The sequence below is a fragment of the Brasilonema sp. UFV-L1 genome (assembly GCF_012912105.1).
In the GTDB taxonomy this organism is placed as follows: Bacteria; Cyanobacteriota; Cyanobacteriia; order Cyanobacteriales; family Nostocaceae; genus Brasilonema.
Map to the genome: position 1 here is coordinate 1 of NZ_QMEA01000326.1, position 1,326 is coordinate 1,326.

The 1,326-nt window shown below is 42.9% G+C and carries 1 protein-coding gene and 1 pseudogene; both read right to left on the reverse strand.

The window, feature by feature from the left end:
• Positions 1–665, reverse strand: a pseudogene (locus tag DP117_RS35215) (ISKra4 family transposase); the annotation flags it as partial.
• Positions 662–1,300, reverse strand: coding sequence for a plasmid pRiA4b ORF-3 family protein (locus DP117_RS36850; protein ID WP_169222770.1), 639 nt, complete (start codon positions 1,298–1,300; stop codon positions 662–664). The gene DP117_RS36850 and the pseudogene DP117_RS35215, both read right to left, overlap by 4 nt.
• Positions 1,301–1,326 lie beyond the last annotated feature (26 nt).

Genomic DNA, 1,326 nt, shown 5'->3' on the forward strand with positions numbered 1-1,326 from the left:
CCTTTGGAGCGCGATTTAAAGTCGTAGGAACGAACATATCCGCCATCCATTCCCAGTACCAACGGTAAATCAGGTCGGGGCAATTCCTCCCAATCTCTTGGACACCCTTCGATGTATCCTCCTTTTTCCTCTCCCAATTCGTCTTCTAAGCGTTGACCAATTGTGTGTAAGTTATTCCGTACCGATGTAGTGTTTATTTCTCCTTCTATTGGTAGTATTTCCTGTAATAGTTTCACAGATAGTCCGTAAGACATCAAAGACCCAAACTTGGACTCGAGATACAATAGTTCTCTTGAAGTGCGTTCTGGTAGTAAGTTGGCTACTGGGTTAAAGCTACGGGTTGGTTGTTCCTGGCACGGGCAGTGAAATAGTCGATGGCATTGGAGATGTAACTTACCAAACAACGTGCGGTATACGATTGTGCGCTTGTCTTTATGCAACAGTTTTTTGCTACAGTGTAAACATAATTCCTGCTGTTGAGAGTATTCTGCTACCTGTTGCTCGGCTAGAGTGCGTTGGAGACTTTGTAGTAATGTTTTAGCTTCTGCTAGTTTTAGTCCCAAGTTTTCTGGCTGTAAAGCACCACGCTCAATTTGCATAATTTCTTGGACAACTTGGGAATCTCCATTGTCTGACTCCACAACTATTTGGATTTTGACTTTCACACTATTTCCTGTTCAAATAACATCTCTTTATCCCCAGCCGCGTATTGCTGTAACCGTTGGTTGATTTTTGGGCGGTCAAAATGGTCAACCATTAACCATTGGCGTAGTTCGTACATCTCTTCAATATTGCCAGGGATATCACCTTCGTCGATAATTTCACTGCACCGAGAAGCTATATATCTTACCGAGTATTCCTGCTTTTGTGCCATGAACTCCCACGAGCCACCACAGTCTTCTGGAGGACAAGCACGTTTACCATCAATACATACTGGATAAAAGCAATTTGATTTGAGAGTGAGAATTGCTTCGACCCGAATTTGATGCTGCCAGTTATCACCGAAGTCATATTCGTATAAAAAACGCTCTCGCATTCGCCAGCCAAAATCTGATAATTTGACTTCTTTTGGGTTGTCAGAAAACCACATTCCCCCAATTTGTGCAATACCGTACTGCTTTCCGTGGATTATGAAACGATGTAAATGGGAATCTGTCCATCCCATTGCTATTTGGATAACGTAGTGCAAATCGGCGATTGTACTGTCGCTGCGGATTTTGACCCTACGCCAAATCATTGGACTAATGCCCAGGATAAAAATATGAAGCTGGTAGATGACAAGTTGCTCAGAATTGGACATTGGGTCATTTTACCGCATTACCAGTC